The sequence below is a fragment of the Mycobacterium vicinigordonae genome, assembly GCF_013466425.1.
GTDB lineage: Bacteria > Actinomycetota > Actinomycetes > Mycobacteriales > Mycobacteriaceae > Mycobacterium > Mycobacterium vicinigordonae.
Genome location: NZ_CP059165.1, coordinates 4,582,129 through 4,608,289, shown reverse-complemented (window position 1 = coordinate 4,608,289; position 26,161 = coordinate 4,582,129). Strand labels below are relative to the sequence as shown.

The window sequence follows — 26,161 nt, the reverse complement described above, 5'->3', positions numbered from 1 at the left end:
GCGATGATACTCGGCCCACAGTGTGGTTGGCGCACGGGCTTTGTCGTGACCGCAATTCCGAAAGGCGAAGCGGCACAACAATATTACTCAAGGCAGGAGTGTGATGCATCGTTGCACCGATCAGGTTGTTCTCATTAAAGGTGCTGGTCTGGGCAGGGTGCTGAGATGGCTCGGCGCCTTGCTGAAACGTCTGTCCGGTTCGAACTCTGTGTCTAGGCTGGCCACGGAACAATCCACGTCACCACGAACGGCGGCATCGAACCATCCCCTTCTTGACTATAATGTCAGTAATCCGACATTATGGTCACATGGGTTCCGTGTTTGACGCGATCATGGAGGGTGGATTCCGGGGCGGAATAGAGGACTCGCAGACTCAGCTGCGGCCCGAGAAGTCGAGGCAACCCGTCCGGTACGACTCGTGCGTTACTGAGACCCACCCGCTGTCCAAGACGGCGCAGCAGGCCAGGGGATTCGTCGTCTTTCGATACGAGTGACCACGTCGCGGCGAGTGGTCTCATGAAGATTAAGGAGTAGGGATGAACGAGATTGCAATGACGCATGCGGCCCGTGGTGTTGACCACGTTGCGTTTCCGACCTTCGACCCTGTTGCTACGGTGCGTTTCTACCGCGACACTCTCGGGTTCCCGGTGGTACACGCGGTGTGTGCGGCCGGCTGGGGCCCGGAAGATCATCCCGACTTCGTGCATTTCTTCTTCGACATCGGCAACGGGGACCGGCTAGCCTTCTTCTATTACTTCGGCCTGGAGATGCCGATGGCGGGAGCGAAAGGCGATGTACACGCACGCTTTTCGGATGAGACACCAAACTATTTCATGCGATCACGCCACCTCGCCATTCACGTGGACTCCCACGAGGAGCTGATGGAGTACCGGAGGCGCCTTGACGCCAGCGAGTGGCCAGTGGAGCTCCAGGTGCAGCATGAGACCATCGAGTCGATCTACACCACCGACCCCAACGGTTACATGTTCGAGTTGACGCGCGCCTTGCGCCCAGTCCTGGGGCAGGAGGATATCGACGCCAACATTAGCGTTGATGCCCTCCTGGACATCATGGCCAATCCCCATCCGACGATGGACGACTTGCTGGTACGCAAGGCCGAACTCATCGTGGAGCGGGTGGCCACCCAGACCGAGATTGAGCCGCCCGCAGCGCTTGCCTCGGTCATGGGCAGGTGAGAAGCGATGGGCAACATCGTCTACGTGCTTGATGTCCCGGAGAACACATCAATCGTCGAGACCGCCGGTAATAGTGCCGATGTCAAGATCGGCAAAGTGGGGTCATACTTCGTTATCGAAGCTGACCAACCTATCGTGGTTGACCGGCGCGCGACGGGCGTGCGACACGCAGTTTGGTATAGCTGGGTTTCCGCGTTGAGTGGATGTCGCATTACGCAGTGGGATAAAGACGCCCTGCGCGCGGACCCTAGATAACCTGAGGGAGAATCGCGTTGCGGCCTTGTTGCCGCGAGCTCGAGATCAATGGCTCACCTGTGGCACACCACGCGCTAACCGTGATGTCGCAAGAGAGGCGTACGAAGATAGACCTGCCGCTCACCTTCTTCTCATGCTCTGACGCGATGGGGTGCGTGTCGATTGCAGGTGGGCGAGGACCTATTCGGCCGTGTCGTTAGGTGTACCTGCTGGGCTCAGGTCCGGCCGCGGACATCAAGAGCCGCCCGCACAATGCTGTCGGTGTCGATGCCGTGGTAGCGATACACCTCGTCGAGCTTTCCGGCCTGCCCAAAGCTGCTCACGCCGAGCGCCGCCAGACGTGCCTGCCGAATGTTAGCCAGGAACGCGAGAGTGTGCGGATGTCCGTCGAGAACAGTGACGATGGGAGTAGCCTGATTGTCCGCGAAAAGCTGGTCCAGTATCCAAGTTTCGCCAGAATGCCGGCCTTGGCGGGCCTGCCACGCCTCAAACAGTAGGCCAGGGCTGGTTACGCAGATCACGTTGGTGCGAATGCGCGTTTGCTCTAATCGGTCGGCGGCCCGGATCGCTTCGGTGACGGTCGCACCCATCGCCGCGATGGTTACTTCAGCGTCGTCCCGGCGCCGAAGAGGGTAGCCGCCAGCAAGGACTTGACGACGACGTCGCTCACGCGCGGCGCCGTCAGCCGGCACGGCCGCCATCGCCTGGTCGACTGGTCGGGTGGACAGCCTCAGGTACGCCGATGTGCCGTCAGGTCGACCGAGTCGGGCAATACTAGCTAGCAGTGTCCATTCAACGTCGATGGCGAATGCTGGTTCGTAGCTGATGCACCCGGGCTGCTCGAGTCCGATGGACGGGGTCTTAATGGATTGGTGGGCGCCACCTTCCGCGGCCAGGGACACTCCCGACGGGGTGCCGATCAATATCGACTGTCCGCCGGCGTAAATTCCGAATGACCACGGTTCCAGTGCCCGTTCGATGAATGGGTCATAAAGTACTCCGATCGGGAAAAGCGGCTGCCCCCAGCGATTCCAGGTGGCGCCCAGCTCACCAAGCAGTCCTACTAGGTTGGTTTCAGCGATGCCGAGTTCGATGTGCTGTCCGTCGGGCCGTTCGTTCCAGTGCATGAGAGTCGCGGCGTCGTCGGCGAACCAATTGCGCCGCTCGGTTGCCGACCACACTCCGACCTTGTTCACCCACCCGGCGAGGTTGGTTGTCGAGCTGACGTCAGGGCTCACTGTCACAACGCGTTTTGCCGCTTCCGGCGATTCCCGGGTGAGATCCAGTAGCGCGCGCCCTAGGGCTGCTTGCGTACTCGCTACACCCTTTGGTGTTCGGCCGAAATCAACGGGCGTAACGGGCGGGGCGCTGTAGGTTGTGGGGCCGCGCTGCAAGCGCCGCGCTGTCGCCAGGCACAGCTGTCCAGCCGGCGTGTCGGGTGAGAATCGTTGCCACGGTTGATCCGGATCCATGCCCAGTCGCGCTGCCAGGGAGCGATATTCCTCAAGGCTGAGCAGCGCAGAATGGTTCTGAGGATGTCCTTCGGTGGGTAAGCCGTACCCCTTGATGGTGTAAGCGAGGATCACGGTCGGCCGGTTGTCTTCGATCTGACTGTAGGCATCTGCCAGAGCTTCCAGGTCGTGGCCTCCTAGATTGCGGATCGCCGCCGTCAGGCTCGCGTCATCCAGAGACCCGAGCAGCCCTGCGATTTCATCGCTGTCAGGGCTGTCCCCGGGCAGCCGTTGCCGGAGTTGCTCAGCATTGCAGCGCAGCAGGCGCTGGTATTCGGGGTTTTCCATGGCCACGATACGGCTCCGCAATGCCTGCCCCCCGCGGCGGCTGAACAACGATTGCAGCAATCGGCCAAAACTAACGGTGATGACTTGCCAGCCCGCGGCTTCAAACATGGCTTCCAAGCGCCGCGCAGCTATGTTGGGTACCACCCGATCTAGAGACTGGCGGTTAAGATCCACGATCCATACGACTTCGCCTAGTTCCGCGATGCCCGGGTCAAGGATTGCCTCCCATACCGCGCCCTCGTCGAGTTCTGCGTCACCCACAAGCGAATACTGACGTCCGATCCCGGCGCAGCCGAGGTGGCTGTTGGTGTAGCGGCGCGCGATCGCGCCCCAGATCGGTGCCGTCGCACCGATTCCCACCGAGCCTGTCGAATAATCAACGGGGTCCGGGTCTTTCGATCGACTCGGATAAGACTGCAGACCCCCAAATTCGCGAAGTGCACTCATATGCCCCGTCTCTAGCGCGCCGATCAGGTAGTTGATGCTGTGGAGCACAGGCGAAGCATGTGGCTTGACCGAGACACGGTCGGTGGCCTGTAGATGGTCGAACCAGAGCGAGGTCATGATGGTCACCATCGACGCACTCGAGGCTTGGTGGCCGCCCACCTTCAGTCCGGAATCGTTGGGCCGCACGCGATTAGCATGATGCACCATCGCCGTCGACAGCCAGAGCACGCGATCGGCAACAGCACGAAGGACCCGGAAATCCTTGAGGTCCTCGCCGGTCTCGGGGGAGGGGGTGACGGTGGTGCTTAAAAATCCTGCCTTGCCCACACCAAATGCTAGATAGAAGTGAACATATATGTCAATATGTCGACATCTACGTCAATTCTACCAACCTCGGACTCGTCGCGCCTCGAATGCAAGCAGGTGATGTCACAACACCTGCCTCGCCGCTGGGCGCCTGGCCGTAGTGGCAGGGGGGCACCCTCGGCGGCAGCATGATCCGGCGTCGCACGCAAATTACCGGCGTAGGTCGACTCAAATCGACGTCATCGTCGAATATCCGACGTCTCAGGCAGACAGTACTGACGAAAAGTTGACATGTGAGTTGAACCACTTTATGGTTCCCGAGGTATCCGCGTCACATGTGCGCGGCCGGCCGGGACACAGCCGAGCGGAAGGGAAGCACGTGGGCACTTTCGAATCCGCTCCCATGCATCGTCGACAATCGAACGACGGGTTCTGGGTGGCGCAGAGCCGCGCCACCGGTTGCGCGCGAGGCCGCCATGGAATCCACAGCGACCGTTCCCAGCGCCATCGAAACCCCTTTTGCCCGAGGCTTTTCCAAGCGCCACCGCCACAGACATGCACGCGTCTCTCGGGCGGGCACTTCTCGGTCTTGGCCGCAGTCTCAGCAACATCAATTTGCGGAACACCGGCCGCTGGCACCGCGGTTGGCCCCTGCCCTGTGGACCACTGTGTGTCTCGCTCCATCATTGCTCTCGGCAGAGGGACACGGTGACCCAATGACCCGGCAGGTCAACAAAGTGGCGCCGACGGACACGCCGGCCGTTGCCTCAACAGGATCGGCCGCGACGCCCGCCCGCCGGGACCTATTTGAACGAGAACTCTTCGAAAAAGCGAGCCAGCTTTTTGCCAGCAAGGGCTTTTCCGGGACGACATTGCAAGACATTGCCAACGCTCTCGGAGTGAGTCGACCATCTCTCTACCACTACATCCGCAGCAAAGACGAGCTGCTGGAGCGCGTCGTGTGCGACATGGCAGAGATTTCGGATAAGAGAATCGGCGCTCTTCTCGCCGACTCTGCCCACGGGCCGGTCGACAAACTTCGCGCCATCGTTGTTGCCATGACCGAGATGGTCGGCACACATCCCGCGCATTTCCGGATCCTGCTGCAAAACGAGAGCAGCCTGACAGGCGAGCTCGCCGAACGACATCGGCGAAGTCGCAATGCTGCTCTGAGCGCGGTCATGAGCATCATCGAAGACGGCAAGAGACAGGCCTTGTTTCGGCCCGTGGACACGCGAACCGCCGCATTTACCCTCATCGGCGGCATGAACTGGGTTGTGTTCTGGCACCGCGACGGTGATTTAGCGACCATCTCTGCAGAAATCGCAGACATGGCTGTCCGCAGCCTCGCCGTGCCGGACCCCAATACCGTCGACGGCCCAGAAGAGTTGATCGACTTGGCCCGCGAAACCCTCGACCGTCTCGAAGCCACCCTTCGTGGACAGGGCGGGGCCGACAGATGATCACCCTTGCCCGCAGCGCTGTCGTCGATAGCAAGCCCGATGAATTCAGTTACGCCGCAAGGCGCATCACTGCTAACCGCAAGCCGCATTTCGTGGATGTGGAGACACCCGGCCAGATCCCGTCCTGCAAGATTCAGGAGGAGCGATGATTGCCCTTGCCGCAAGACCGTTTTCGGCGCTGGGCGCATTCTTTGCGATGGCTCTCGATACGCTGGTGGTGCTACCCAGAAGGCCGTTCGCTTGGCGCGAGTTTGTGCTGCAATCCTGGTTTGTGGCTCGGGTTTCCCTTGTGCCGACACTGACGTTGGCCATGCCCTACGCCGTGTTGGTGGTTTTCACCTTCAACATCTTGCTGTTAGAGTTCGGCGCCGCCGACTTCTGCGGCATCACCGCTGCTTACACGGCTGTTACTCAAATCGGCCCCATCGTAACGGTTTTGGTAGTCGCGGGAGCGGGCGCGACCGCGATGTGTGCCGACCTGGGTGCGCGTACCATCCGTGAGGAACTCGACGCGCTGCGTGTCATGGGCATTAACCCGATTCAAGCACTGGTGGCCCCCCGCGTACTCGCGGCAACGGTTGTCGCGACGATGCTGGCTTCGGTGGTGATCCTGGTCTCGCTCATCGGCGATTTCTTTTTCTCGGTATTCGTCCAACACGTCACGCCGGGCGCCTTCGCCGCGGGAATGACGTTCCTGACCCGATCTGCCGATGTGCTTATTGCGCTCGTCAAGGCCATGTTGTTCGGCTTGTCGGCTGGCCTAATCGCTTGCTACAAAGGACTTTCGGTCAAAGGCGGCCCCGCGGGCGTGGGCAACGCAGTCAACGAAACGGTCGTTTACTCCTTCATGGCGTTGTTCGCGATCAACATCGTCGTTACTGCCGTCAGCGTCAAGGTGACCCTATGACCGTTGCAAGCGCGCGGTTGCCGAGGCTGTCTCACCGTGCCCGGCGGTGGTTCTCAGCATGGAACCGCCTCGGCAGGCAAACACAGTTCTTCGCCGAGTCGCTCGCGTCAATCGCAGACGTTTTCCTGCGTTACAGAACCGAGACGTTGCGGCTCATCGCCCAAATGGGATTGGGCACCGGAGCACTCGCTGTCATCGGTGGCACCGTCGTCATTGTCGGCTTCCTGACGGTCACCATCGGGGCAGTCACCGCGGTGATCGGCTATAACCAATTCGGAAACATTGGCGTAGAGGCGTTGACGGGCTTTGCGTCGGCGTATTTCAACGTCAGGCTCGTCGCTCCGTTCACCGGCGCAGTAGCACTGTCGTCCACCATCGGTGCCGGCGCGACCGCTCAGCTCGGGGCGATGCGAATTAACGAGGAGATTGACGCCCTCGAGGCGATGGGCATCCGCTCTATTGGCTATCTGGTGTCCACCCGAATCGTCGCCGGGGTGGTAGTGGTGGTTCCGCTGTATTGCCTTGCGGTGTTGGGATCTTTCTTCTCAACCCGGTTTATCACGACTGACTTGTATGGGCAGTCCACGGGCGTCTACAACCACTATTTCAATACCTTCTTATATCCAAGAGACTTGATCTCATCCTTCGTGCTCACAACGGCGATGGGCATCGTCATCATGATGGTGCACACCTATTACGGCTTCACGGCCACTGGCGGCCCGGCAGGTGTCGGAGAAGCGGTGGGCCGTTCGGTACGCACTTCGCTGGTGGTGGCGGGCATACTGACTGTTTTCATCACGCTGGCCGTGTACGGGCAGTCTGGGCACTTCAACTTGTCGGGATAATGCGATGACGTCCAGAGCAAGACTGCAGCGGATCCACCCGGCATGGTGGACAACCATTCTCGTGGGGGTCATCGCACTTTTCCTGTGGTTGTGTTCGGCGTCCTTCGTCGGAGCGATGACTTCGTCGGTGCCGGTGACACTCACCTCCGATCGCGCCGGGTTGGTGATGGAATCCGGTTCCAAGGTCAAATTGCGTGGCGTGCAAGTGGGCGAAGTCGCCGGTGTCGAGGGCGGCCAACAGCAGGTTCGCCTGAAGCTGAAGCTATTCCCCGATCAGATCCAATACATTCCCGCCAACGTGGGTTCCGAAATCCGCGCCACCACGATTTTCGGAGCTAAATATGTGGATCTCATCTACCCAGATCATCCTAGCCCACAGCATATTTCGGCCGGGGCAGTGCTGGCTTCCCGAAACGTCAGTACAGAAGTCAACACTGTATTTCAGAACTTGGTCGATGTGCTGCACCAGATCGACCCGGCTAAGCTCAATGCCGTTCTCACCGCCGTCGCGGAAGGCGTCGGTGGGCGCGGCGAACGTATCGGTGAAGCCACCACGGCGACCAATCATGTGCTGCTGGCGATCAACCCGCGCATGAACACCGTGGGAAGCGACTGGCACTCCCTCAAGCAGTTCAGCGACGCTTACAGCGCAGCGGCGCCAGACATCCTGGCCACGCTCAACGCTGCCAGTACTGTGAGCGCCACGATCACCAACCAAACCACTGACCTAGATGCCTTGCTGGTCAACGTGATCGGGCTATCTCAAGCCGGAATCGACGTCGTTGGCCCCAACCGGGACAACTTGGTGCACGCGATTAATGTGCTCAAACCGACCACAAATCTGTTGATGAAGTACAACCCGGAATACACCTGCCTGTTGATGGGTGCCAAGTGGTGGCTGGACAACGGCGGTTATGAAGTAATGGGTGGCAACGGCCGCACGATAATGTTGGATTCTGCTCTGTTGCTTGGTGACGACCCCTACCAGTACCCCGACAATCTGCCGATTGTCGCGGCCAAAGGCGGTCCCGGCGGTAAGCCCGGTTGCGGGTCTCTGCCAGACGCATCCAAGGCCTATCCGGTGCGGCAGTTGATCACTAACACAGGGTGGGGTACAGGCCTCGACATCCGGCCCAATCCCGGTATTGGCCATCCCTGCTGGGTGGATTTTCTCCCGGTAACCCGCGGGGCGCCCCAACACCCCAGCATCCGCCAATGTATCCCGGGGCCAGCGCCCGGGCCCGCACCCCCGCTGGGCGCACCGCCCTACGGAGCCCCGCTTTATCCACCAACCGGAGACGCACCAATCCTGCCACCGGCGGTGCCAGCGCTACCAGCGGAATCTCCGACACCATGACCGTGACTGACTACTATCTAGAAGGGCAGAAACTGTGAGAGCCGGATTGGTAGGCGCATTGTGGCGCTTGGCGATCTTCGTCATGGTTTGCGCCGTAGGCACTTTCGCCCTGTTCATGACGTTTGGGCAATTCCGTTTCCAACACGAAAACTCCTATAATGCAACGTTCACCAACGTGAGCGGGTTGAAGCAAGGCGACTTTGTCCGAATCGCCGGCGTGGAAGTCGGCAAGGTCAAGCACATTGCGATACAGGCCGACAACACCGTGCGCGTGAACTTCTCCGCCGACGACACCGTAGTGCTCACCCGCAGCAGCAAAGCACTCATACGGTGGGACAACATCATCGGTGATCGCTACCTGGAACTGCAAGAAGGTGCGGGGCCACTCACCACGCTCAACCCGGGTCAAACCATTCCGGTGAACCGCACCGAGCCAGCACTTGATCTCGATTCGTTGATCGGTGGTTTCCGACCGCTGTTTCGGGCGCTCGATCCTGGACAAGTCAACGCACTCACCGGACAGTTGATTCAGGCATTCCAGGGCCAGGGTTCGGCAATCAACTCCTTTCTCGCCCAAACCGCCTCACTTACTGCCACTTTGGCCGACCGCGATGCGCTCATCGGGCAGGTGATCGTCAATCTCAACATAGTGTTGGGATCGCTGGGCGGCCAAGCTAAACAGTTCGACAAAGCTGTCGACTCCCTTGCCGCCATCGTCGAGACCCTGTCGTCGCACAAAGGCGAGATCACCAACTCATTGGCCTACAGTAATGCCGCCGCCGCGACAATTACTGACCTACTTGCGCGCGGCCGTCCTGCGATCAAAAAGACTGTGGCACAATCCGATCGCGTCGCCGGCATCGTGGTTGCCGACCATGACTACTTCGATGACTTGCTCAACACGTTGCCCGATGCCTACCAGGCGCTAGGCCGGCAAGGCATGTACGGAGACTTCTTCACTTTCTACCTCTGCGACATCGTCCTCAAACTCAATGGCAAGGGAGGGCAGCCGGTGTATGTGAAGCTCGCTGGCCAAAGCACGGGACGGTGCACACCGAGATGAAATCCTTCTCCGAACGCAATCTGACAGTAATCGGTGCGATCAGTGCAGCGGTAACTGCCGCAACCATTTTCGGGGCTCTGCAGTACGACAAACTGCCACTTTTCAGCCTTCAAAAGCGGGAGTACAGCGCTTATTTCGCCGAGTCCGGCGGACTGACGCCTGGAGCGCACGTTCAAGTATCTGGCTTGCGAGTCGGGGCAGTGACGAGCGTCGCGCTCGATGGTGCGCGAGTGCTAATCAAGTTCAACGTGGACAAGGACGTCCATCTCGGTGATCGCACAGAGGCGGCGATTAAAGCCAAGAGCCTGCTGGGCGCCAAACTGTTAGAGATCACCCCGCGCGGGGAGGGGCAGCTATCGAGCCCCATCCCCACAGAGCGCACCACCCCTGCCTATCAATTGCCCGATGCACTCGGTGATTTGGCCCAAACCATCGAGGGACTGAACACAGATCAGCTTAACCAATCGTTGACCACGTTGGCGCAGACTTTTCAAGACACCCCGCCGGATCTCAAGACCGCGATCGAAGGTATCGCCCGAATCTCGCAGACCCTCAACGACCGCGACGCCCAGCTACGTGACCTGCTGGCCAACGCAGCAAAGGCAACCACGGTGCTTGCCCCACGCAGCGACCAGGTGGCCGCGCTGATTGTCAACGCCAATGCACTGCTGACACAACTGCTTACACAGAGCTCGTCATTGGACCAGATCTCTGGCAACATTTCCGCGTTGTCGCGTCAACTAACGGGATTCGTCGCCGACAACCGTGCCCAGCTACGACCTGCGCTGGAAAAAATCAACAGCGTGCTGACGATCGTGGAAAACCGCAAGGAGCGCGTGCAGAAGTCGATCAAGCTGCTCAACTCCTACGCGATGTCATTGGGTGAAGCAGTGTCATCGGGCCCCTTCTTCAACGGCTATGTCGCCAATCTGCTTCCCGGCCAATTCGTGCAGCCCTTCGTCGACGCGGCATTCTCCGATCTTGGGCTCGACCCCCATGTGTTGTTGCCCTCAGAACGGTCCGACCCGCAGACCGGTCAGCGGGGGACCCCGCCGCTGCCGGTGCCCTACCCTCGAACCGGCCAAGGCGGGCCGCCCAATTTGACGCTGCCCGGCGCGATCACTGGCAACCCCGGCGATCCGCGGTATCCCTATCGAGAGCCGCTGGCCGCCCCGCCGCCGGGAGGTCCACCCCCGGGGCCTCCGGCCGTCGCGCCACCCGGGCTGGCTTCCACGCCAGAACCCACACCGTCGCCGATTTATGTGCCAGCGCCTGGCGAAGCACCACCGCGGCCAACGGCGCCGGCAACGTCTGAGGAGCAACCGTGATATCGCGCAAGGCACGAATCGCGCTGGCGGTGGCGCTGGTGACAATGCTGATTTCGGGACTGATGGTGGTGCGGTGGGCGCCCACCTTTCACCGGACCCAGGTGGTCGCCTATTTCGACAATAGCAACGGCATTTTCGCCGGTGATGATGTCGTGATCCTCGGCGTCCCAGTGGGTCGGATCGACAAAATCGAGCCGCAGCCGCAGCGCGCGAAAATCACCTTCTGGATCAACGACAACTTTAAGGCCCCCGCTGACGCTAAGGCGGTCATCCTGTCGCCGAAGTTGATCACGTCGCGCGCGATCCAGCTCACACCCGCATACACCGGCGGCGCGGCACTTGTTGACGGCGCGGTCATACCCCAAGACCGCACGGCGGTACCAATGGAGTTCGACGACTTGCGCCAACAACTGGCGCAACTCGCCGACAGCCTGCAACCCTCCCAGCCCGGCGGGACCAGTCCACTGGGAGCGCTGATCAACACCGCCGCGAGCAACCTGCGCGGGCAAGGCGCGCACATCCGCGACACGATAATCAAACTCTCGCAGGTTGTTTCCGCTTTGGGCGATCATAGTGGTGACATCTTCTTCACTGTGAAGAATCTGTCGACATTGGTTGCGGCGCTGCATGATAGCGCGGACTTGATGCGTCAGCTGAACCAAAACTTGGCTTCGGTCACGGCCCTGTTGGCCAATGACCCTACCGAGGTCTCCCGCGCGGTCACCGACCTCAACACCGCGGTCAGCGACGTCGCAGCATTTGTGGCAGACAATCGCGAGGCGGTGGGGTCTACAGCCGAAAAATTGGCCTCGGTCTCCACGACGGTCATAGACAGCCTCGATGACGTCAAGCAGTCGCTGCATGTCCTGCCCAACGTATTGCAAAACGTGGTCAACATTTATGAGCCGGCCCATGGTTCAATCACCTCCGCCTTGTCCGTCTATAACTTCGCCAATCCAATCTCCTTTCTGTGTGGGGCGGTTCAGGCGGCTTCCCGGCTCAACAGCGAGCAGTCAGCAAAGCTATGCGTCCAATACCTGGCGCCGATCATCAAAAACCGCCAGTACAACTTCCTTGGAATCGGAGAAAATCTTTTTGTCAACGCGCAGGCCCGACCCAATGAGGTGACCTACAGCGAGCCGTGGATGCGGCCCGACTACCGGCCCGCACCGCCGGCGCCCGACACTGCGCAGCCGGCACCACCGGCTGCCTCACCCGCAACGGCCGTCAGCCCGTCACAAGCAACCGGAACAACGGTGACAAATCCCGCAGACGGCCTGCGCGGCATGATCATTCCCGGGAGCCGATGATGATCCCGAACATGTTGAGGCATAGGATCGCTGCATTGGCCGTCGCGCTTGCCGTAGCGACTGTGCTGCCCAGCTGCGAATGGCGGGGCATCAACTCGCTGCCGCTGCCGGGAACCCAAGGCAACGGGCCGGGCGCTTATGTGGTGCAGGCACAGCTTCCCAACGTCGCCAACATTCAACCCAATTCGCGGGTCCGCGTCGGTGACGCGACGGTCGGCAACGTCACCAAGATCGAACGGCAGGGTTGGCATGCCCTGGTCACCATGAAACTCAATGGTGAGGTGAACCTGCCCGCCAACGTCACCGCGAAAATCGGACAAACCAGCCTATTGGGCACACTGCACATCGAGCTCGCCCCTCCGACCGATATGCCGGCAGAAGGTCGGCTCCACAACGGATCACTGATCCCGTTGGCGCATGCCGGTACCTATCCCACGACCGAACAAACTTTGTCGGTGGCCTCGATCCTGCTCAACGGCGGTGGACTCGGCAAGGCGCAAGAAATCACCAAGGCGTTGGGGACCGCATTCGCCGGACGAGAAAGCGACCTACGCAGCTTAATCCAGCAACTTCATGAATTCGCCGGCCACCTCAACGCGCAGAAAAACGACATCATCGCAGCCACCGACAGTCTCAACAACCTCGTGGGTCAACTCGCCAGCCAAAAACCCGTGCTGGATAAGGCGATGCGCACTATCCCCGACGCCTTAGCAGTGCTCAAGGACCAGCGCCTCAGGCTCGCCGATGCGCTTGATCGGCTCGGTAAGTTCACCGCATTGGCCGCCACCTCGGTAAGCCAGACCAAAGACGCTCTGGTGCAGGAATTCAACGATCTTGGACCGGTGCTGGAATCCCTGGCCAACGCCGGACCCGCCTTGACGCGCGCGCTCAGTTTGATCCTGACCTATCCGTTTCCGAAGGAAAATATCACCAAGTTCATCCGCGGCGACGCCGCGAACGCCACCCTGATGGTAGACCTCACCTTAAGTCGCCTCGATACTTCCTTTTTCACTGGTACCCGGTGGGAAGGGAATTTGACTGAACTCGAAATGCAGTGGGGCCGCACGATCGGACAGCTGCCCAGCCCTGCAACTGGCGGCAATCCACTGGTCATTCCCTATCACCGCGATGAGGGGTCCTAACGTGAACCTTGACCGCCGCACAAGAATCCAGCTGGCGCTATTTGCGTTGATCGCCGTGGCGTCGGGAGCCGTGATGTGTTTCCGCTACATCGACGCGCCGGCCATGCTTTTCGGCTCCGAGCACTACACAGTCACACTCAAGCTCGCCCGCGCAGGTGGACTGTACTACCACGGAAACGTCGTCTACCGCGGCACCGAAGTTGGCCGAATCGAGAGCGTGCGCCTCACCGCCAATGGCGTCGACGCCGTGTTGACGCTCAAATCTGAATTCGCCATACCGTCAGATTTGCAGGCGCGGGTGCACAGCACTTCGGCAATCGGCGAGCAGTACGTCGAGCTGTTGCCCCGCACGGGCAACGCTCCGCCGTTGAAGAATGGCGACGTCATCTTGGCCCAGGACACATCGATACCCCCGGATATCGACACAGTGCTTGACGCCACGAACCGTGGGTTGGCAGCAATCCCGCAACAGAACCTCAAAACCGTGATCGACGAAAGCTATATCTCGGTGGGCGGATTGGGTCCCGAACTGTCGCGGCTCGTTACCGGATCTACCGAACTCGCCATCGACGCCGAGAAGAACCTCGACTCGCTGACCATGCTCATCGATCAAACCAAGCCAATCCTGGACTCACAAACCGACAGCGCCAACGCAATCCAGGGCTGGGCAGCCCACCTGGCCACCATCACCGGCGAGCTGCGCTCGAGCGATACCTCCGTGGCCGGAGTGCTGCATAACGGCGGTACGGCCGCTGATGAGGCCCGCCAACTTTTCCGAAGACTGCAACCGACCCTGCCATTGCTACTGGCGAATCTCGTCGGGATCGGAGAAGTGGCCGTCGCATATCAGCCCGCCCTGGAACAGCTGCTCGTTCTTTTCCCACAAGCCGTGGCCAACTTGCAGGCCGCAATCATAGCGAACCTCAACACCAAGCAGGCCTACCGAGGCATCTTCTTGGACTTCAACCTCAACTTTGGGCTGCCGCCGGTCTGCAACACCGGATTCCTACCGCCGCAGCAACAGCGGGCGGCGTCTCTTCAGGATTACCCCGAACGTGCCCCCGGTGATCTGTATTGCCGTGTGCCCCAAGACTCGCCGTTCAACGTCCGCGGCGCGCGGAACTACCCCTGCCTGACCGTTCCGGACAAACGTGCCCCGACGGCGAAGATGTGCGACAGCGACGAGAACTATGTGCCGCTCAACGATGGCTACAACTGGAAGGGCGACCCGAACGGCACCCTGACTGGTCAAGACGTACCCCAATTGCCGCCCGGGCAAATGCCCCCGGCGAACGCGGTGACACCAGGATCGTTGGCGCCGCCGGCGGGGGCACCCCCACCACCGCTCGCGACCGCCGAATATGACCCTGCCACTGGCAATTACGTCGGCCCTGACGGACATCTGTACAACCAGTCCAACCTGTCCCAAACCGCGCCGAAGGAGCGAACATGGCAGTCAATGCTTTTGCCGCCGCCGACGAGCTGATTGAGCGGGAATTCGACGTACCGGACACCGTGTCTGCCTCTCCCGATGGCCACGAAGATGCCGACTCGGCCAGCGATCACGAAGTTGGGCGGGCCGGTATTGACGCCCCTTCTGGGATGCGGCCGGCCCTGGTGTTCGGTGTCGTAGCGATAGCCGCATTAGTGGCTCTGATTGGCTCGCTCGGGTATCGGGCTTACGAAGCCCGTCAAGTCCAGCATCAGCGTCAAGCTTTTGTCCAAGTCGCGCGTCAGTGCGCACTGAATCTGACCACGATCGACTACACGAAAGTTGAAAGCGATGTGCGGCGAATCATCGATTCGGCGACGGGAAGTTTCCACGACGACTTCGAGAAGCGGTCGGGCCCATTCATTGAGGTCGTCAAGCAGGCCCAGGCGAAGTCTGAGGGGACCATCATCGAAGCCGGCCTTGAATCCGCCGACAACGGACAAGCGCAAGTCCTCGTCGCAGTAAACGTCAAGACATCGAATGCGGGTGTAGCAGAACAAGAACCGCGCGCCTGGAGGATGCGGGTCAGTGTAGTGAAAGTCGGGGGCACTATCAAAATCGCGAATGTGGAGTTCGTGCCATGACAGCACAAGCGCTACGGCGCCAGCTACAGCGAGGCAAGAAAGCCGTGCATGTTTCGGTCGAATCCGAAGCCGGTAAGGCAACCGAGGAATCCAGCTTCCCCGAGGCCCTCGAAACCAACGATGACACCAACGCCGTTGACGTTGAGGCCAACTCCGGAGACGCGGAAATCGTCGCAGATGACAGTGAGGTCAGTCCCGGTGACGTCAAGGTCAACGCCAGCGACTCTGGTAAGCGCTGCGGCCCCGTCCAGTGGCGCCGACTAGTTATTTACGGGGTGATCCCTAGCTTTGCGCTGATCCTGGCATTGGCCGCCGGCTATCAGAAATGGCAGGACTCGGAGCTGCGCGCGGCACAGCTGGCGACTAGTGACGCCGTCCACGCTGCCACTGACAGCACCATCGCCATGTTGTCCTACAAGCCAGACACCGTGGAAAGTGATCTGACTGCAGCGCGTAATCGACTGAGCGGCAACTTCAAAGATGCCTACACGTCGCTGGTTCATGACGTGGTGATTCCCGGTTCGCAACAAAAGAAAATCGCTGCAGTGGCCACCGTTCCGGCCGCGGCGTCGGTGTCGGTGTCATCAAACCACGCCGTTGTCTTAGTGTTCGTCAACCAGACGATCACGGTTGGCGCTGATCCACCCACCAGCACTGCGTCGCGGGTACGGGTCACCCTCGAGAAGGCAGGCGGTCGATGGTTGGTTTCCGGATTCGATCCAATATAAGCCTGAGAAGCCTTGTCGTGGTGAAGATTCGAATGAGTCCGCGCATGCTGGCGATATTCGCGGTGGTACTTATCGCGGGCACCATAACAGCGACGATGGTCCCACAGGCGTCTGCGGCGCCGGCACCAGAGGTGGAATACGTGTACGACGTTATGGTTCGGCGGCACTATGACTTTCCGGGCCACGCAGACGCGGTCAACTACGGGTACGGCATCTGCGACAAGGTCGGCCGGGGCGATAGCTATGCCCGGGTGATGACCGATACGAGAAGTGAGGTTGTCCCAAGCGACGAGTTTGCGGCCAATTACCTGATCTCGTATGCGGTGAATCTCCTCTGTCCCGACCTGATCTGGCTGCTACGCAACTCCGCAGCCTACTACCGCCCGCCGGCACCGTGACGTTCAGAAAGACCAATCCCATTATGCAACTGTCGTATTCAAAGAATCCAATGGTGCCCATTGCTGCAGCGCTAGCCGCCGGTGTGACACTGGCCACGCCGTTGGCCCATGCTGACAACAAGCGACTCAACGACTCCGTCGTCGCCAACGTCTACACCATCCAGCATCAGGCGGGCTGCGCCAACGACGTCAAGATCAATCCACAATTGCAGTTGGCTGCGCAGTGGCACAGCCAGGACGTGCTGAACAACCGCAACCTCGACGGCGATATCGGCTCGGACGCATCTACCCCACAAGATCGCGCCAATGCAGCAGGCTACCACGGGCACGTAGCAGAAACCGTGGCGATCAACCCCGCTGTGGCTATCAGCGGGATCGAGCTAATCAACCAATGGCATTCCAGCCCGGAGTATTTGGCCATCATGTCTGATTGCGCCAACACGCAAATCGGGGTGTGGTCAGAAAACAGCCCCGATCGCACCGTCGTTGTCGCCGTCTACGGGCAGCCACAGACACCGACGCCGACACCGACACCGCGCGCACTCGGCGACCGTTCCAACAACGTCCCGCTGGATCCTAACCCCGATTACGACGCCTCCGATGAAGTCGAGTTCGGCATCGACTGGTTTGCGTGGATCCTGCGCGGCCGGTATCCGCCTCCCGCGTACCCGCCGAACTGAGACCGAAAGCCAAACACCGGATTCAGGGTCGAACCCCAGCATTCCAAGCAGATTCGGGAAGCTTTCCGACGACGTGGTCGCCGCAGCTATGATCGACCGACTTGTGCACCGGAGTCCTTGCACACCTGACCGATCATGTGTTCAAAGTCCTCGCGAGCACCGTCGTGCCCTGCCCGTACCTGGTGGGCGGCGAAACTAATGAGTGGGTCGCCTGCGACAACACCAGCGGCTATTACTTCCACGCTCAAGAGAACACCCCCTACTCAGTCCTCGATCCAGCACATTAGAGCAACCGGATACCGGCAGGAGCGCTGACAGCCAAAAGACAGCCAAATCCGACACGGGCTAGCTGCTCGGATCACACGGCACGCATGAGGTTGTGTTTGCGCTGGCAGAGGCCGTGCACCGCGCGGGATACCCACAGCGTGCACCCGTATAGGGGGTGCACGCTGGTTAGACGACGAGCGGGATGAGTTCCAAGATGACGGTCTCGCGACCCAGTAAATTGGTCGCGGTGAGCAGGGCAACCCCTCAGGACCCGAAGTCCCCGATCGCCCCGGTGCGCTTCAAGGGTGTCAGCAAAGCGGCACGCGCACTGCTCGTCGCGTCCGGCGAGACGGAGCGATTCGAGTTCAAACGAGACGCCAGCGCGGTGAGACCCCGAGTCCTCGTGGCGGCCGCGAACTGGGTAGCTCTGGATCCGAGCGATCGTGACAAAGTGACGCTGCTCGTCGGCGTCGACGAGGTGAAGGATCCCGACACTGGGCTTGTCAGCGGCAAGATTGTCGGACTCGCCGACCTTGACAGGAGCATCGACGCGATACAGCAGTACTGCGCGAACACTTACCCCGTCCCAGTCGGGCTGCGAATTATCGAAGAGGCGGTTGCTACACCGAAACCCTTTCTACGCCTTGAGATTTGGCCAGAGCATCCGCCGCACTACGACAATGAAGGGCGCCGAGTGGTCCGTCTCAATGCGTCAACCAGGCCTCTGACTGACCAAGAGATGCTCGACATTTACTTGGATCGAGAAGCGGTTCAGTTCAACCGGCGCTTCCGCGAAACGGCGGCTCACTTGCAGGACAGCCTGATGATGGTGGCCAGCGATATTGACAATGTCATCGATCGGGTTTCGGACGTAGGTCAAGACATCGAGGCGGTAATCGGCGACCAAGTGCAGCGACTTGAAGACGCCGCATGGCAGGCCGCAACGAGGCCGAAGAATCTAAGTCGGTCGCCGAGAGCCTCCAGATGGATATCGAGACGGTGCTGGATCGATTGCCAGTCAGCGCGTTCTGGAGGCTGCGCCAGAAACGGACGTTCGTCTGGACCAAGTTTGCAGCGGACGCTGTCTCGCGCCCGACGAAGGCAACCCCCAGGATCGAACAGGAGCTGCGCTACTGGCTTGAGCAGCCGATTGACGCGAATAACTGGCTGATGAATCAGGCGGAGTGGGACTTCTGGACGGACGCACTGGGCCGACGGGGAGACAAGGGCAATATGTCGTCTTGGATGGGTCGACTGGCCGCGCGCAGTGACCTACAGCCGCAGAGTTACGAGCCGCTGGCGGACGAGATTAATGCATTGTTGGAGCTTCGCGAGCAAGTGACGAAAGCCAAGTCAAGACGCAAGCCCGCGAAGCGCAGTTAGTCCTCCCGCCGCTCACCCTATCCCGGCGCGCCATGGCGGACCTGTGCACAACCGACACATCCATTCCGATACACGCGACAGGTATGCGTCGCAGGCCAGACGCGGCCCGCCTGACTTCAGGAATCACTGCTGTGGAGGTGGGCTTTCGTTGGCGAGGACATTTGGCGACGGGCATCGGTGAGATCTGGGCGGAGATTCGCTTGGCTGTGGGGCGCTGGTCCGTGTGCACCAGGCTGGCGCTTGGCCGGTGTGCGCTGGCTGGCGCTGGACAATGGCATCCAAGATCGCACGTAGATCGCACGAGGGCTATCGTGGGAACGGCTCAAAATAGCTCCTGAAGTGCAAATACACGGTGGTGCCCCCGGCAGGATTCGAACCTGCGGCCTTCTGCTCCGGAGGCAGACGCTCTATCCCCTGAGCTACGGGGGCGCACCATCAACATGCTGCACCATAGGGCATGAACAAGCCTCGCCAGAGTAGCGCATCCCGGTGACCGCCCGACCACCGGTAATGGATTCGGGGCCGAGGCAGGTCAGCCAATAGGATGGACGGTCGTGACCCCCGCCGACCTCGCTGAGCTGCTCAAAATCACCGCCATGGCGGTGCTGGCTGAGCATGACCTCGACGTGTCCGCGCTGCCCCAGACGGTCACGGTGGAGCGCCCGCGCAACCCCGAGCACGGGGACTACGCTTCCAACCTGGCCCTGCAGTTGGGTAAGAAGGTCGGCGCAAACCCGCGTGAGCTGGCCGGATGGCTCGCCGAGGCGCTCACTAACGCCGATGGCATCGCCGCTGCCGAGGTGGCCGGGCCTGGCTTTATCAACATGCGTCTGGAGACCTCGGCGCAGGCCAAGATCGTCAACGACGTCATCGACGCCGGGTCGGCATATGGTCACTCCGGTGACCTCAAGAATCAAAAGATCAACCTAGAGTTTGTTTCGGCCAACCCCACCGGCCCGATCCACATCGGCGGTACCCGCTGGGCCGCGGTCGGCGACGCGCTGGGCCGGCTCCTCACCACGCAGGGCGCCGACGTGGTCCGCGAGTACTACTTCAACGACCACGGCGCTCAGATCGACCGTTTCGCCAACTCGCTGGTCGCCGCGGCCAAGGGGGAACGCCCGCCCGAGGACGGTTACGCGGGCACCTACATCAACGACATCGCCGCCCAGGTGTTGCAGAAGGCGCCCGATGCGCTCCAAGAGCCGGACGCCGAGATGCACGAGACGTTCCGCGAGATCGGCGTCGACCTGATGTTCGCGCACATTAAGGAATCGCTGCACGAGTTCGGCACCGACTTCGACGTCTACACCCATGAAGACTCCATGCACACCAGCGGCCGGGTCGACGAGGCCATCGCCAAGCTCCGTGAGACCGGCAACATCTACGAAAAGGACGGCGCAACGTGGTTGCGTAGCAGTGCCTTTGGCGATGATAAAGACCGCGTCGTGGTCAAGAGCGACGGCAAACCCGCCTACATCGCCGGCGACCTTGCTTACTACCTGGACAAGCGGCAGCGCGGATTCGACCTGTGTATCTACATGCTGGGGGCCGATCACCACGGCTACATCGCCCGGCTCAAGGCGGCCGCGGCCGCCTTCGGCGAGGACCCGGCCACCGTCGAGGTGCTGATCGGGCAGATGGTCAACCTGGTGCGTGACGGCCAGCCGGTCAAGATGAGCAAGCGGGCTGGCACCGTGATCACCCTCGACGACCTGGTCGAAGCCATCGGCGTGGACGCGGCACGCTACAGCCTGATCCGGTCCTCAGTGGACACCCCGATCGACATCGACCTCGCTCTATGGTCATCGGCGTCCAACGAAAACCCGGTCTACTATGTGCAATACGCGCATGCCCGGCTATCTGCGCTGGCTCGCAACGCCGCCGAACTGGGCCTGATTCCCGACACGGGTCACCTTGAACTGCTCAGTCACGACAAAGAGGGCACCCTGCTGCGCACCATCGGCGAGTTCCCTCGGGTGCTGAGAACCGCCGCTTCGCTGCGAGAGCCACACCGGGTCTGCCGCTACCTGGAGGATCTCGCGGGCGACTACCATCGGTTCTACGACGCCTGCCGGATCCTGCCGCAAGGCGACGAACAGCCCACCGACCTGAACACCGCACGGCTGGCGTTGTGCCAGGCGGCCCGCCAGGTCATCGGCAACGGATTGGCGATCCTCGGAGTCAGCGCCCCGGAGAGAATGTGAACGTGCACCCCGCCGGTCCCCGGTACGCCGAGGACGCCCGGCAAGCCAGCAGCCCACCGCGCCCGCAGTCGGCTGAGGAATTGTTGCGTCTGGCACCGAATGTATGGCCGCGCAACACTACTCGCGATGACAGTGGGGTAGCGGAGATCGCCGGGGTGGGGGTCACCGAGCTGGCCCAGGAGTACGGGACTCCGTTGTTCGTCATCGACGAAGACGACTTCCGCTCCCGCTGTCGGGAGACGGCCACCGCCTTCGGCGGGGGAGTGAACGTGCACTACGCCGCCAAGGCGTTCCTGTGCAGCGAGATAGCCCGCTGGATCGCCGAAGAGGGCCTGTCTTTGGACGTCTGCACCGGCGGTGAACTCGCCGTCGCGCTGCACGCGAACTTCCCGCCCGAACGAATCGCGTTGCACGGCAACAACAAATCGGTTGCCGAGCTGACTACCGCGGTGAAATCAGGTGTCGGCCATATTGTTCTGGACTCTATGATCGAGATCGAACGACTCGACGCGATCGCCGGCGAGGCCGGAATAGTGCAGGACGTCTACGTGCGACTCACCGTCGGTGTAGAAGCACACACGCATGAATTCATCTCTACGGCACACGAAGACCAGAAGTTCGGTTTGTCGGTGGCCAGCGGTGCCGCGATGGCCGCCGTGCGGCGCGTGTTCGAAACCGACCACCTGCGTCTGGTTGGCCTGCACAGCCATATCGGGTCGCAGATCTTCGACGTCGCGGGCTTTGAAATCGCCGCGCACCGCGTCATCGGCCTGCTGCGCGACATCGTCGCCGAATTCGGTGTCGAGAAGACCGCGCAAGTGTCCACCATTGATCTCGGTGGCGGACTTGGTATTTCGTACCAGCCCTCCGACGACCCGCCGCCGATACATGAACTGGCCGCCAAGCTGAGCGCCATTGTGAGCGCCGAATCATCCGCCGTCGGTCTACCCACACCCAGGTTGGTGGTCGAGCCTGGCCGGGCCATCGCCGGGCCGGGCACCATCACGCTCTACGAAGTCGGCACCGTCAAGGACGTCGATGTAAGTGCTACTGCGCACCGCCGCTACGTCAGCGTCGACGGCGGCATCAGTGACAACATCCGCACCGCGCTCTATGACGCGCAATACGATGTGCGGCTGGTCTCGCGATTGTCCGATTCCCCTGCTGTGCAGGCTCGTCTGGTCGGAAAACATTGCGAGAGTGGCGATATCATCGTGCGCGACGCCTGGGTACCCGACGATATCCGGCCGGGCGACTTGGTCGCGGTCGCCGCGACCGGCGCCTACTGCTATTCGCTGTCGAGCCGATACAACATGGTGGGTCGCCCCGCCGTGGTAGCCGTGCGCGGTGGGCAGTCCCGGCTGATCCTGCGTCGCGAGACCTTCGACGATCTGCTGAGTCTGGAAGTGAGGTGAGCTGTGCCTGGTGACGAAAAGGCCATAGGCGTGGCGGTACTCGGGTTGGGTGTCGTGGGCAGCGAGGTCGTGCGCATCATCGAGCGCAGTGCCGAGGATTTGGCTGGCCGCATCGGCGCACCGCTGGTCCTGCGCGGCGTCGGGGTGCGTCGGGTGGCCGCTGACCGTGGTGTGCCCATCGAGTTGCTCACCGACGACATCGACGAACTTGTCACCCGCGACGACGTCGACATTGTCGTGGAGGTGATGGGCCCGGTTGAACCTGCGCGTAAGGCGATCCTGGCCGCACTCCAGCACGGCAAGTCCGTCGTCACCGCCAACAAGGCGTTGTTGTCCACGTCCAGCGGGGAACTGGCGGCAGCCGCCGAAAGCGAAGCCGTCGACCTCTACTTCGAGGCGGCGGTCGCGGGCGCGATCCCGGTGATCCGTCCGCTGACCCAGTCGCTGGCCGGAGACACGGTGCTGCGGGTCGCCGGAATTGTCAACGGCACCACCAACTACATCCTGTCGGAGATGGGCAGTACCGGCGCCGACTATGAGCAGGCCTTGGCCGATGCGAGCGCGCTCGGCTACGCCGAGGCCGACCCCACCGCCGACGTGGAGGGCTATGACGCAGCCGCCAAAGCCGCCATTCTGGCCTCCATCGCCTTTCACACCCGGGTGACCGCCGACGACGTATATCGCGAGGGCATCACCAAGATCACGCCGTCGGATTTCGAGTCCGCAAAATCCTTGGGCTGCACCATCAAACTGCTGTCCATTTGCGAGCGCATCACGCTCGACGAAGGCCAGCAACGGGTTTCGGCCCGGGTGTATCCGGCGCTAGTGCCATTGTCGCACCCGCTCGCCACGGTCAACGGCGCGTTCAACGCCGTGGTGGTCGAAGCCGAGGCGGCCGGACGGCTGATGTTCTACGGGCAAGGCGCCGGAGGCGCTCCCACCGCCTCGGCGGTCACCGGTGACCTGGTGATGGCAGCGCGTAACCGGGTGCTGGGTAGTCGAGGCCCGCGCGAGTCCAAGTACGCCCAACTGCCGGTGGCACCAATGGGTTTCATCGAGACCCGGTACTACGTGAGCATGAATGTTGCCGACAAACCCGGTGTGTTGTCCGCAGTGGCAGCCGAATTCGCCAAACGTGAAGTGAGCATCGCCGAGGTCCGCCAGGAGGGCGTGACCGATCAAGGTGGTCAACGGGTGGGTGCCCGCATCGTCGTGGTCACCCACCGCGCGACCGACGCCGCCCTGTCGGAAACCGTCGAAGCACTCGCCGACCTGGACGTCGTGCAGAGCGTGGCGAGCGTGCTGAGACTGGAAGGAACCGATCTATGAGCCGCACGGCCGTCCACCACCCTTGGCCGGGGCTGATCGCGGCTTACCGGGACCGGCTGCCGGTCGGAGACGACTGGACTCCGGTCACCCTGCTCGAGGGGTGCACGCCGCTGATCGCGGCTCCCCGGCTATCCGAGAAGACCGGTTGCACAATTCATTTGAAGGTCGAGGGCCTCAACCCCACTGGCTCTTTCAAGGACCGGGGTATGACCATGGCGGTCACCGATGCGCTGGCCCGGGGCCAGCGGGCGGTGTTGTGCGCGTCGACAGGTAACACGTCGGCGTCGGCGGCCGCGTACGCCGCCCGGGCTGGAATCACCTGCGCGGTCCTGATTCCGCAGGGCAAGATCGCGATGGGCAAGCTCGCCCAGGCGGTCATGCACGGCGCGAAGATCATCCAGATCGACGGCAACTTCGACGACTGCCTGGAACTGGCCCGCAAGATGACGTCCGACTTCCCGACTATCTCGCTGGTCAACTCCGTTAACCCGGTGCGTATCGAGGGGCAGAAGACGGCGGCGTTCGAGATCGTCGACGCGCTCGGCGCCGCACCCGACATCCACGCGCTCCCGGTCGGCAACGCCGGCAATATCACCGCGTATTGGAAGGGCTACACCGAGTATCACCGCGATGGGGTTTGCGACAAGCTGCCCCGGATGCTTGGTACCCAGGCGGCCGGCGCGGCACCGTTGGTGCGCGGCGAGCCCGTGCCCAATCCCGAGACCATCGCCACCGCCATCCGTATCGGTGCCCCCGCGTCGTGGACTGCGGCGGTTGAAGCCCAACAGCAGTCCGATGGGCGGTTTTTGGCCGCCACCGACGACGAGATCCTGGCCGCCTATCACCTGGTCGCCAGCCTCGAAGGCGTCTTCGTCGAACCCGCGTCAGCGGCCAGCATCGCGGGTCTGCTCAAGTCCGTCGAGGACGGATGGGTACCCCGTGGGTCGACGGTGGTGTGCACCGTGACCGGTAACGGCCTCAAGGATCCCGACACCGCGCTGCGGGACATGCCGGAAGTAGCTGCGCTGCCGGTCGATCCGGTCCTGGTCGTCGAGCAACTCGGGCTCGAGTAACGGTGACCCGCACGCTGCCTGCCGGGCTCGTCGCCTCAGCCGTGGTTTCGGCCTCCAGCGCCAACCTTGGCCCGGGCTTTGACAGCCTTGGCATGGCGCTGAGTCTGTGCGACGAGATTGTGGTCGAGACAACGGGTTCCGGCCTGGCAGTGGTGGTTGAGGGCGAGGGTGCCGACCAGGTGCCGCTGGGTCCTGAGCACTTGGTGGTTCGTGCCATCGAGCGTGGTCTACACGCCGCGGGTGTCAAGGCGGCGGGGTTGGTGGTGCGCTGCCGCAACGACATCCCGCATTCCCGCGGCCTGGGCTCTTCGGCCGCAGCTGTGGTGAGTGGACTTGCGGCGGTCAATGGCCTTGTTGCACAAACTGATACGAGACCATTCAGCGAATCCGACTTGATCCAACTGGCAGCGGAGTTCGAAGGGCACCCGGACAACGCCGCTGCCGCGGTACTCGGTGGTGCGGTGGTCTCCTGGGTAGACCGTCACGCCGGTCGACCCGACTACCGTGCTGTTCCCCTGACGCTGCACCCCGATATCCATCTGTTCGCCGCGATTCCCGAGGAACGGTCTTCGACCGCCGAAACGCGAGTCCTGTTGCCCGCGCATGTCAGCCACGAGGACGCCCGGTTCAACCTCAGCCGTGCCGCGTTGTTGGTCGTTGCGCTCACCCAGCGGCCCGAGCTGCTGATGGCCGCCACCGAAGACGTCCTTCATCAGCCGCAGCGCGCGCCCGCCATGCCGGCCTCGGCGGAATATTTGCGACTGCTGCGACGTCATAATGTTGCGGCAACGCTTTCCGGGGCGGGACCTTCACTGATTGTGCTGGGCACCGAGCCGGAGTTGCCAGGTGAAGCGGTCGAATACGGAATCGCAAACGGATTCGTCATTCAGAAGATGACCGCCGGCAACGGAGTTCGCTGGAGGCCGGGAGTGGCGGTCGCGCGATGATCCACAGACTGGCGGCGGGGTTTCTTGCTTCCCGCCAGGAAGCGGGTTATCCTCGGAGCCGTCCAGCAATCGCAGCATCTGCATCGCATCCATACTGCCTTGACGCTAGGACAAACCAAATTCTTCTCGTGAACGTGGTTCGCTGTTTCGTCGCCGACTCGGCGATCACCGTTTCAGAGTCGATGATTGGGCGCACTCGGCAATTTGCCTGAACATTCGTCCGATGCAGGAATCCCCCGT

The 26,161-nt window shown here is 61.6% G+C and carries 25 protein-coding genes and 1 tRNA gene; 24 read left to right on the top strand and 2 right to left on the bottom strand.

What is annotated here, in order from left to right:
* Positions 1 to 308 precede the first annotated feature (308 nt).
* Genes H0P51_RS20615 through H0P51_RS20605 form a run of 3 tightly spaced genes read left to right on the top strand, consistent with a single transcriptional unit; the run spans position 309 to position 1,451 of the window.
* Positions 309 to 494 carry a hypothetical protein gene (locus H0P51_RS20615; protein WP_180914736.1) on the top strand — a complete coding sequence of 62 codons (186 nt, stop codon included), beginning with the start codon at positions 309 to 311 and terminating at the stop codon, positions 492 to 494.
* Between the two features lie 42 nt (positions 495 to 536).
* Positions 537 to 1,196, top strand: coding sequence for a VOC family protein (locus H0P51_RS20610; RefSeq protein ID WP_180914735.1), 660 nt, complete (start codon positions 537 to 539; stop codon positions 1,194 to 1,196).
* Between the two features lie 6 nt (positions 1,197 to 1,202).
* On the top strand, positions 1,203 to 1,451 hold the full coding sequence (locus H0P51_RS20605) for a hypothetical protein (protein ID WP_180914734.1): 249 nt from the start codon (positions 1,203 to 1,205) through the stop codon (positions 1,449 to 1,451).
* A gap of 215 nt (positions 1,452 to 1,666) precedes the next feature.
* Here the strand turns inward: H0P51_RS20605 and H0P51_RS20600 are convergent, their stop codons facing one another.
* Positions 1,667 to 4,024, bottom strand: a complete 2,358-nt coding sequence (locus H0P51_RS20600; RefSeq protein ID WP_246398110.1) for a transketolase-like TK C-terminal-containing protein — start codon at positions 4,022 to 4,024, stop codon at positions 1,667 to 1,669.
* A gap of 695 nt (positions 4,025 to 4,719) precedes the next feature.
* Between H0P51_RS20600 and H0P51_RS20595 the strand changes: the two genes are divergently transcribed.
* The 16 genes from H0P51_RS20595 (at position 4,720) to H0P51_RS20520 (ending at position 18,950) form a co-directional block, all read left to right on the top strand.
* Positions 4,720 to 5,466, top strand: coding sequence for a TetR/AcrR family transcriptional regulator (locus H0P51_RS20595; protein WP_180914733.1), 747 nt, complete (start codon positions 4,720 to 4,722; stop codon positions 5,464 to 5,466).
* Positions 5,463 to 5,615 carry a hypothetical protein gene (locus tag H0P51_RS20590; RefSeq protein WP_180914732.1) on the top strand — a complete coding sequence of 51 codons (153 nt, stop codon included), beginning with the start codon at positions 5,463 to 5,465 and terminating at the stop codon, positions 5,613 to 5,615. Before H0P51_RS20595 ends, H0P51_RS20590 begins: the two co-directional genes overlap by 4 nt.
* Positions 5,612 to 6,373 (top strand): MlaE family ABC transporter permease, encoded by a 762-nt coding sequence (locus tag H0P51_RS20585; protein WP_180914731.1) that lies wholly within the window; start codon positions 5,612 to 5,614, stop codon positions 6,371 to 6,373. Before H0P51_RS20590 ends, H0P51_RS20585 begins: the two co-directional genes overlap by 4 nt.
* The gene (locus tag H0P51_RS20580; protein WP_180914730.1) at positions 6,370 to 7,218 is read left to right on the top strand and encodes an ABC transporter permease; all 849 of its coding nucleotides are present in this window, start codon (positions 6,370 to 6,372) and stop codon (positions 7,216 to 7,218) included. The genes H0P51_RS20585 and H0P51_RS20580 overlap by 4 nt, the downstream gene beginning before the upstream one ends.
* Before the next feature lie 4 nt (positions 7,219 to 7,222).
* Positions 7,223 to 8,575, top strand: a complete 1,353-nt coding sequence (locus tag H0P51_RS20575) for an MCE family protein (protein WP_180914729.1) — start codon at positions 7,223 to 7,225, stop codon at positions 8,573 to 8,575.
* A 34-nt stretch (positions 8,576 to 8,609) separates the two neighbouring features.
* Positions 8,610 to 9,638, top strand: coding sequence for an MCE family protein (locus H0P51_RS20570; RefSeq protein ID WP_180914728.1), 1,029 nt, complete (start codon positions 8,610 to 8,612; stop codon positions 9,636 to 9,638).
* Positions 9,635 to 10,966 carry an MCE family protein gene (locus tag H0P51_RS20565; RefSeq protein ID WP_180914727.1) on the top strand — a complete coding sequence of 444 codons (1,332 nt, stop codon included), beginning with the start codon at positions 9,635 to 9,637 and terminating at the stop codon, positions 10,964 to 10,966. The genes H0P51_RS20570 and H0P51_RS20565 overlap by 4 nt, the downstream gene beginning before the upstream one ends.
* Positions 10,967 to 11,010: 44 nt before the next feature.
* The gene (locus H0P51_RS20560) at positions 11,011 to 12,276 is read left to right on the top strand and encodes an MCE family protein (RefSeq protein WP_425489084.1); all 1,266 of its coding nucleotides are present in this window, start codon (positions 11,011 to 11,013) and stop codon (positions 12,274 to 12,276) included.
* An 11-nt stretch (positions 12,277 to 12,287) separates the two neighbouring features.
* Complete coding sequence (locus tag H0P51_RS20555; protein WP_180919118.1) at positions 12,288 to 13,418, top strand: MCE family protein; 1,131 nt, start codon at positions 12,288 to 12,290, stop codon at positions 13,416 to 13,418.
* A 1-nt stretch (position 13,419) separates the two neighbouring features.
* Complete coding sequence (locus tag H0P51_RS20550; RefSeq protein WP_180914726.1) at positions 13,420 to 14,904, top strand: MCE family protein; 1,485 nt, start codon at positions 13,420 to 13,422, stop codon at positions 14,902 to 14,904.
* Positions 14,868 to 15,494 carry a hypothetical protein gene (locus H0P51_RS20545; RefSeq protein WP_180914725.1) on the top strand — a complete coding sequence of 209 codons (627 nt, stop codon included), beginning with the start codon at positions 14,868 to 14,870 and terminating at the stop codon, positions 15,492 to 15,494. Before H0P51_RS20550 ends, H0P51_RS20545 begins: the two co-directional genes overlap by 37 nt.
* Positions 15,491 to 16,222, top strand: coding sequence for a hypothetical protein (locus tag H0P51_RS20540; RefSeq protein ID WP_246398109.1), 732 nt, complete (start codon positions 15,491 to 15,493; stop codon positions 16,220 to 16,222). The genes H0P51_RS20545 and H0P51_RS20540 overlap by 4 nt, the downstream gene beginning before the upstream one ends.
* Before the next feature lie 32 nt (positions 16,223 to 16,254).
* The gene (locus tag H0P51_RS20535) at positions 16,255 to 16,620 is read left to right on the top strand and encodes a DUF732 domain-containing protein (protein WP_180919116.1); all 366 of its coding nucleotides are present in this window, start codon (positions 16,255 to 16,257) and stop codon (positions 16,618 to 16,620) included.
* 50 nt (positions 16,621 to 16,670) lie between these two features.
* On the top strand, positions 16,671 to 17,300 hold the full coding sequence (locus H0P51_RS20530) for a CAP domain-containing protein (protein ID WP_180914724.1): 630 nt from the start codon (positions 16,671 to 16,673) through the stop codon (positions 17,298 to 17,300).
* Positions 17,301 to 17,401: 101 nt separating this feature from the next.
* Positions 17,402 to 17,587: a hypothetical protein gene (locus H0P51_RS20525; RefSeq protein ID WP_180914723.1), complete on the top strand. Its 186-nt coding sequence runs from the start codon at positions 17,402 to 17,404 to the stop codon at positions 17,585 to 17,587.
* Between the two features lie 910 nt (positions 17,588 to 18,497).
* Positions 18,498 to 18,950, top strand: coding sequence for a hypothetical protein (locus H0P51_RS20520; RefSeq protein WP_180914722.1), 453 nt, complete (start codon positions 18,498 to 18,500; stop codon positions 18,948 to 18,950).
* A 353-nt stretch (positions 18,951 to 19,303) separates the two neighbouring features.
* Here the strand turns inward: H0P51_RS20520 and H0P51_RS20515 are convergent.
* A tRNA-Arg gene (locus tag H0P51_RS20515) sits at positions 19,304 to 19,379 on the bottom strand.
* 125 nt (positions 19,380 to 19,504) lie between these two features.
* Between H0P51_RS20515 and argS the strand changes: the two genes are divergently transcribed.
* The 5 genes from argS (at position 19,505) to thrB (ending at position 25,921) form a co-directional block, all read left to right on the top strand.
* Positions 19,505 to 21,157 (top strand): arginine--tRNA ligase, encoded by a 1,653-nt coding sequence (gene argS, locus H0P51_RS20510; RefSeq protein ID WP_180914721.1) that lies wholly within the window; start codon positions 19,505 to 19,507, stop codon positions 21,155 to 21,157.
* An 80-nt stretch (positions 21,158 to 21,237) separates the two neighbouring features.
* The gene (gene lysA / locus H0P51_RS20505; RefSeq protein WP_246398883.1) at positions 21,238 to 22,572 is read left to right on the top strand and encodes a diaminopimelate decarboxylase; all 1,335 of its coding nucleotides are present in this window, start codon (positions 21,238 to 21,240) and stop codon (positions 22,570 to 22,572) included.
* Positions 22,573 to 22,575: 3 nt separating this feature from the next.
* A complete protein-coding gene (locus tag H0P51_RS20500) occupies positions 22,576 to 23,901 on the top strand; it encodes a homoserine dehydrogenase (RefSeq protein WP_180914719.1) in 1,326 nt (441 codons plus the stop codon).
* Positions 23,898 to 24,974 carry a threonine synthase gene (gene thrC / locus H0P51_RS20495; protein ID WP_180914718.1) on the top strand — a complete coding sequence of 359 codons (1,077 nt, stop codon included), beginning with the start codon at positions 23,898 to 23,900 and terminating at the stop codon, positions 24,972 to 24,974. The genes H0P51_RS20500 and thrC overlap by 4 nt, the downstream gene beginning before the upstream one ends.
* 2 nt (positions 24,975 to 24,976) lie before the next feature.
* Complete coding sequence (gene thrB, locus H0P51_RS20490) at positions 24,977 to 25,921, top strand: homoserine kinase (RefSeq protein WP_180914717.1); 945 nt, start codon at positions 24,977 to 24,979, stop codon at positions 25,919 to 25,921.
* The last annotated feature ends 240 nt before the right edge of the window (positions 25,922 to 26,161 follow it).

Bases quoted from the DNA above. Each gene is read 5' to 3' on its own strand.
- H0P51_RS20545 (WP_180914725.1), top strand. From the start codon at position 14,868: ATGGCAGTCAATGCTTTTGCCGCCGCCGACGAGCTGATTGAGCGGGAA.
- thrC (WP_180914718.1), top strand. From the start codon at position 23,898: ATGAGCCGCACGGCCGTCCACCACCCTTGGCCGGGGCTGATCGCGGCT.
- H0P51_RS20520 (WP_180914722.1), top strand. From the start codon at position 18,498: ATGGCAGGCCGCAACGAGGCCGAAGAATCTAAGTCGGTCGCCGAGAGC.
- H0P51_RS20605 (WP_180914734.1), top strand. From the start codon at position 1,203: ATGGGCAACATCGTCTACGTGCTTGATGTCCCGGAGAACACATCAATC.
- H0P51_RS20610 (WP_180914735.1), top strand. From the start codon at position 537: ATGAACGAGATTGCAATGACGCATGCGGCCCGTGGTGTTGACCACGTT.
- H0P51_RS20540 (WP_246398109.1), top strand. From the start codon at position 15,491: ATGACAGCACAAGCGCTACGGCGCCAGCTACAGCGAGGCAAGAAAGCC.
- H0P51_RS20585 (WP_180914731.1), top strand. From the start codon at position 5,612: ATGATTGCCCTTGCCGCAAGACCGTTTTCGGCGCTGGGCGCATTCTTT.
- H0P51_RS20530 (WP_180914724.1), top strand. From the start codon at position 16,671: ATGGTGCCCATTGCTGCAGCGCTAGCCGCCGGTGTGACACTGGCCACG.
- H0P51_RS20555 (WP_180919118.1), top strand. From the start codon at position 12,288: ATGTTGAGGCATAGGATCGCTGCATTGGCCGTCGCGCTTGCCGTAGCG.
- H0P51_RS20595 (WP_180914733.1), top strand. From the start codon at position 4,720: ATGACCCGGCAGGTCAACAAAGTGGCGCCGACGGACACGCCGGCCGTT.
- H0P51_RS20575 (WP_180914729.1), top strand. From the start codon at position 7,223: ATGACGTCCAGAGCAAGACTGCAGCGGATCCACCCGGCATGGTGGACA.
- H0P51_RS20580 (WP_180914730.1), top strand. From the start codon at position 6,370: ATGACCGTTGCAAGCGCGCGGTTGCCGAGGCTGTCTCACCGTGCCCGG.
- H0P51_RS20560 (WP_425489084.1), top strand. From the start codon at position 11,011: ATGCTGATTTCGGGACTGATGGTGGTGCGGTGGGCGCCCACCTTTCAC.
- H0P51_RS20535 (WP_180919116.1), top strand. From the start codon at position 16,255: ATGAGTCCGCGCATGCTGGCGATATTCGCGGTGGTACTTATCGCGGGC.
- H0P51_RS20590 (WP_180914732.1), top strand. From the start codon at position 5,463: ATGATCACCCTTGCCCGCAGCGCTGTCGTCGATAGCAAGCCCGATGAA.
- H0P51_RS20565 (WP_180914727.1), top strand. From the start codon at position 9,635: ATGAAATCCTTCTCCGAACGCAATCTGACAGTAATCGGTGCGATCAGT.
- H0P51_RS20615 (WP_180914736.1), top strand. From the start codon at position 309: ATGGGTTCCGTGTTTGACGCGATCATGGAGGGTGGATTCCGGGGCGGA.